3 protein-coding genes are annotated in these 6,248 nt (G+C 38.6%); 1 reads left to right on the top strand and 2 read right to left on the bottom strand.

All coding sequences use genetic code 11. The features are described 5' to 3' along the window. Positions 1-441 precede the first annotated feature (441 nt). Positions 442-3,120: a TonB-dependent receptor gene (locus tag H4J61_RS00195; protein WP_182182627.1), complete on the bottom strand. Its 2,679-nt coding sequence runs from the start codon at positions 3,118-3,120 to the stop codon at positions 442-444. 549 nt (positions 3,121-3,669) lie between these two features. Between H4J61_RS00195 and H4J61_RS00200 the strand changes: the two genes are divergently transcribed. After that, positions 3,670-4,530: an efflux RND transporter permease subunit gene (locus tag H4J61_RS00200; RefSeq protein ID WP_182182629.1), complete on the top strand. Its 861-nt coding sequence runs from the start codon at positions 3,670-3,672 to the stop codon at positions 4,528-4,530. 404 nt (positions 4,531-4,934) lie between these two features. Here H4J61_RS00200 and H4J61_RS00205 read toward each other — a convergent pair. Then, a partial coding sequence (locus H4J61_RS00205; protein ID WP_182182628.1) for a sulfotransferase occupies positions 4,935-6,248 on the bottom strand: 1,314 nt, incomplete at its 5' end.

Here is a 6,248-nt window from a genome sequence, read left to right on the forward strand (position 1 = left end):
TTACCTAAACCTGTTAAGGCACTCGCTTTAGCGACTTTAAAGCTCAGGTTGTCAGGTTGTATAGCGAGTAACTTTTCAACTTGCTGTTCTGCCATTTTGTATTTACCTAAACGAATAAGTAAATTGAAGTTGTTTACTTTTTGTAATGGCGTCATTGAATTTTGTTGTTTGGATTAATTGTTGAATTGATTTTAATTGCTCTTCAATAGCAGGGTGGGATCTTGTGTCCAATGACTTAGCTCCATGGCAGGTTATACTAAGTTGATTAATTATATGTTCATCGTGAATGGTTAAAATGAAAAGCTACCGCGTTATAAAATTTATAAGTAGCATAACTACTGACTAAATTTTATGCTTTTTTTATCAATAAAAAGCCGCTTGATACAGATATCAAACGGCTTTTATTTCGATTTTAATTAGCTTTTAGTTATCATTTAAGACTTAATAAAAGTCGTACGAGAATCTAAAACCAATAGTACGAGGTCTGTTAGAAACCACTTTTGGCGTATTCTGTTGAGTATCAATATATAATATTGCGCTTTCATCAGTTACGTTGTCGATGAAAATTTCAGCTTTCCATTCGTCGTTAGTGATACCAAAGGTTAAGTTAGCCAAAACGTAACTATCTTGGATATAACGACCACCGGCTAAGGTATCCCCGTTACTATCTTGATAATTAACACCTTTATAAACGTCAGCTTCTTTTTCAATACTTAAACCTGAACCTGTGCCATAGATTAAATTAGTGGAGTCTTCTACCATATAAGCATCCATCACCATACCGGCAAGTCTTTCTCCGGTATAACTGATTGAACCGTTAACATAACCTGTCATACCTTGGCCAATTGGATAGAAATACTGGGCTTGTAAATTACCTGAAAACTCAGCTGAATACGGTAATCTACTGCCTTCTGGTGGCGCAATACCATTAAGCTGAGTATTGACTGATGTTAGCTCAGTATCTATCAAACTAAAAGCACCAGAGATGACTAAATTATCCGTTGCTACCCAACTAAAGTCACCATCAATACCTTTAATTTCAGCATCACCGACGTTATCAGTAAATACTAAGAAACTGATATTGGTTGGGTCATATCGTGAGGTTTGCAGATCAGATATTTTTGAATAATAGGCAGTAGCATTGAAGCGTAAGTTTTGATCAAATAAGGTTGATTTAAAACCTAATTCTACGTTATCTAAGCTATCAGTCGTTGAGTACACTGGAATACGGAAACTTTCAAATGCACCTTCTTGGCTTTTAGCCGAACCACCACCAACTCGGTTAGTCACCGGCGGTCTAAAACCTTCTGAGTATGATGCAAATACCATAACATCATCATTAACTTGCCAATCAACTGAAGTTTTGATAATCGTATCATCAATGGTTAACTTGCCGTCACTATCAAGTAAATCAGTTTCTAATTGACCACTGGCGATAGCCGCTTGGATTGATGCTGTTTCAGCCGCTGCTGCCTCTGGAGTCCTACCATCACTGATAAAAAATTCAGTTAATGCTGCATCACTACCGTCACCAAAGGCTTGTAACCTGCCGCTGACATCATCGCCGGTAGTAGCGCCTTTATAAATATCATCAATTTGATACCAACGCGCGCCAAAACTTGCAGTGACTGTGTCGGTAATATCGTACTCAAACTGACCAAATACGGCGATTTGATCTATGGTATGCGTAACATCATTAACAAAACTTACTTCTGAAGGGAAAGGGCCACCATCACTGTTAATGCCATCACTTCCTGCGAGAGTTCTTGCCAAATTAGGAAACTTCTCTGTATTGGCTATTTTGAACTGACCAACAGTTGATAATTCTTGAGAGTCATAAAATACACCTGCCGTGACACGCCAGCGATTTTCAGCCGCAGTGTTGAAACGAAGCTCATGAGTGATACGTGAGGTACTGGTTTCTTCTTTATTAAACTTAGTTGGGTCAAGACATTCTTGTTCTGCTTCAGGAACGCCTGAATAGTTACAAACATAATAAGCAGAAAATGAACCACCATTAGTATAGCCAGTGTAATCAATAGTTGAATTGATATCTCGGTCGAGATACCCGCCAGTATAAACAACGGTAAGTTGCTCAAGTCGGCCTTCTAGTGTCCAAGTGGTTAAACCAAAATCATCATTGTTGTTTTCTGGTGTAAAACGGTTTGTTGATGTCTCACCCTTAAGGTTTGGATCATAAGAAAATACACCTTCGGTATCAAGAGACTGTTGAGTATGTTGAACTAAAAGATCCCAGTCATTATTGATTAAATAAGATAAACCAAAGCGAGCACCGGCATAGCTTGCCGTGTTAAAATTTTCTTCTACTAAAGCAGCATTTTGTGGTGCGGTAACAGAAATATTTTCAGGATTAGTTAATACACCACCAGAAATTCGACTAATAACTTCTGCACTACCGTTATAACCACCTTCACCCGGAACATTGAGCACATTATCTATCCAACCACCTTGGTAGTCGTTGTAAGCAGTAACACGTACGGCCAACGAGTCAGATAAAGACATATTAAAATATGCTTCAACAGAGTTACTCATATCGCCACCTTTGGTGGTACTTGTGCTGGTATCAAAACCTGCAGCAAAACCATCATGGGTTGGCTTGTTAGTAATTATGCGTACGGTACCTGATTGAGAGCTAGCTCCAAAAAGTGTGCCTTGTGGCCCTGGTAAAACTTCTATACGTTCAACATCAGTAGCATAAATATCTAAGTTACGCCCTTGCATGGAAACGGGTTGCTCGTCTAAATAAAAGGCAACAGAAGGTTGTAATGCTTGAACTGATGACAGAGAAATATTGCTTTGCGTAGTTGCCGCACCGCGAATATATATTTCATTTTGTCCAGGGCCAGTGCCCTGAAAAACCACGTTGGGTAAAAATTCTACATATTGATCAAAATTAGAAACGCCAAGTTTTTCTAAACTATCACCTGTTAATGCGGTCACAGTGACGGGCACTTCTTGGATTGATTCAGTTCGCTTGGTTGCAGTAACTTCAATAGTTTCTATTGATGCATTTTGTTTTATTTCTGTTTCTTCGGCATATAAAGTGCCAGACGCCGCTAGTGCTGTTAACACAGCACAATGAAGCTTAGTGAATTTCATATAAATTTTCCCTTGGTGTTTTATCGTTCAACGGCCAAATACGGTTAGCGTTCTAACTATAAATATAGTTAGTACACTAACTATATTTGACATTTGGCGGTATCCTAACAAAATTTCACATTTTATTCAAAATTATCAGGGCAAGATTATAAGCGTATAAAAAACAGACAGTCAGATTTTTTGTGGCATAAACCTTTGCAATTTAGCCCAATAAAGCGCGAATATTCTTATACTTTTGGGGATTTGTATAGTTAGTACACTAACTATATTTGACATTTGGCGATATCCTAACAAAATTTCACATTTTATTCAAAATTATCAGGGCAAGATTATGAGCGTATAAAAAACAGACAGTCACATTTTGTGTGGCATAAACCTTTGCAATGTAGCCAAATAAAGCGCGAATATTCTTATACTTTTTGGGATTTGAGTTGATAATTGACTTTAAACTATTCTCATGACTTCCCCCTGTCAAAATTATATAAATGGCTCTTTATTATGAAATAGCGTTATACGGGCGATTGTTTATACAAGTAACTTTAGTCAGCCATAAAGTTTTATAGCGATGGTTTGCAAATTGGACAACTACAAGATGGCGATTACCTTTATCCGATTATTGCGAGAAATAGCAACACGAACCCTGATCAATTAGCCGGCTTAGAAAACAGTTTGATGTGGAGTAGTAGTCAACGAACTTATATTCCATTCAAGCAAGTGAGTTGCAAAATGAACTACGCCAGTGAAGAGCTAGTGATTAATCGACGTGATCGTGTGCGAACCATTACGGTTAAAGCGGAGGCCGGTTACAATGAAACTACCGGTGAGGCGTTTAATCGTACACAAGCTAAAATTGCTGCTATTGCTTTACCAGAAGGTTATAAACTTGACTGGGGCGGCGAATATGAGTCGTCACGTAAAGCGCAAGCTGCTTTAGGAAAAGGCTTGCCGCTGGGATTCTTAATTATGTTCATTATCAGTGTCTTGCTCTTTGGTAAGGCTAGGCAGCCGATTATTATTTGGCTGATTGTACCTATGGCAGTGGTGGGCGTGGTTGCGGGCTTACTAATAGCAGACCTACCTTTTGGCTTTATGTCGTTACTGGGCTTTTTGAGCCTATTCGGTATGTTACTTAAAAATGCTATTGTGCTATTGGAAGAAATTGACTTACAAATTATTGAAGGTAAAGAAAAAGAAATGGCCATCGTTGAAGCAAGTTTGAGTCGTTTGAGACCAGTTTCACTGGCAGCTATCACCACTATATTAGGTGTTATGCCATTATTATTTGACCCTTTCTTTGCTGATATGTCGGTGACCATTATGGGGGGATTAGCGTTTGCCACTATCTTGACCATGATAGCCGTACCTGTGCTTTATAGTGTTTTTTATAAAATTAAGGTAGAGAAAGTGTAGCTTGGGTATTTAGCTAATCACTGAAGTTTTATCTCAATAAAAAGTGTGGTGACTAAGGTTTATTCCTTAGCGATAAACATAAAAGCGAACATTAACCTGTTCGCTTTTATGTTCAGGACGAAGGGGCAGTTTTTTTGTGCCAGACAAAAACTAAGTATCGACACTCATGTTGGCAATATATTGATCACATGACTGTTATTAGCCATCTCGGTAATTGTTCCTGCATTACTCTAATGGCCATATCATTGCAAAAACATGGCTCCACGGCATTAGTGTATCCATGCAGGTCGATGTGAAAGAACGACTTTATTTATGCCTATCTCAGACATCCTGTCTTTCTAAGCACTAGTGCATTTATGCACGCTAGATAAAGAACGATGATATACTCTTTATCTAGGTCAACTCTATTCTATATTAAGTACTTTTTTCAAGGGCGTTAAATAGGGCTCAAAATGTCGCCATTGTTCAGTGGCACTTTTATAAATGGGTTGACGCACTTGCTCAGAGCTTGGGGTTTTAATATTGCGCTGGGTTTTATGAAAATCGACACACGATTGTTCAAACTCTAAGCCACAAAAATCAAGCATTCTTCGTACTTGTGTTTCTAAATCATCAACCACATCTTCATGATTTACCTTTAATACATAACCCGGTAAGACATCATCCCAATGTGCCATCAATTTTAAATAAGCTTGATAGTAACGACCCATGTCTTCAAGGTCGTAACTAAAATCTTGTCCTTCGGCAAATAACTGTTTAAAACCGCTAAAACAGCAAGCCATGGGCGAGCGTCTAGCGTCAATAATTTTAGCATTGGGCAGTATTAATCGGATCAGGCCAATATGGAGAAAGTTATTGGGCATTTTATCAATAAATAAGGGCGCCTTTTCTCGGTAGACTTGAGTTTCGTCAATAAATTGCTGACCAAAACGTTTGAAATACTCGGGATTAATTTCATTTAAGTTTTTCGGATATTGGGCTTCTTGATCGCTTTGACTATGACCACGGCCTCGTAGTCGTGATGCCAAGCCTAATATATTGTGTAGCTCCATCGTGCCGTCAACTTGACTATGTGAAGCCAGTATTTGTTCAAGTAGCGTAGAGCCTGCGCGTGGTAAACCGACAATAAATATCGGATCGGGTAAATTAAGCCCTAAATTTCCACGGCTCTCAAACAGCTCGGCGGTACAGTATTTTATTTGCTCTGCAACTTGTTGTTCTACTTTGCTGATGTCAAAGCCACTATGAGCATGTTGTAATTTATTGCCTTCTTGGTAGGCTTGAAAGGCTTGGTTATAGTCTTCTCTGTCTTCAAAGGCTTTACCGGTAGCAAAATGTAGTTGAACCTTATCTGTTAGTGCTAAGGCTTTATTATTTTGCTGTGTTTGCATTTGAGCAATTTCTTCATCGCTAAAATGGTAGGTTTTAGTATTGGCTAAACTCCAAAAAGCATCACCATAACTTGGGTTTAACTGGTAGGCTTTTTGGTAAGCAGCAATGGCTTTTTTTATGTCACCTTTGGTTTTTAGCGCATGGCCTAGCTGCAGTTGAAAGCCTGCAACTTGATCGTTTTGCTCTACAGCTTGTTCAAATAGGATGATGGCTTGCTCTATTTTACCTAAACCTGTTAAGGCACTCGCTTTAGCGACTTTAAAGCTCAGGTTGTCAGGTTGTATAGCGAGTAACTTTTCAACTTGCTGTTCTGCCATTTTGTATTT

The sequence above is a fragment of the Colwellia sp. MB3u-4 genome (genome assembly GCF_014077065.1).
Classification (GTDB): Bacteria; Pseudomonadota; Gammaproteobacteria; order Enterobacterales; family Alteromonadaceae; genus Cognaticolwellia.

Coding starts and splice junctions, on each gene's coding strand:
- H4J61_RS00195 (WP_182182627.1), bottom strand. CDS start 3,120: ATGAAATTCACTAAGCTTCATTGTGCTGTGTTAACAGCACTAGCGGCG.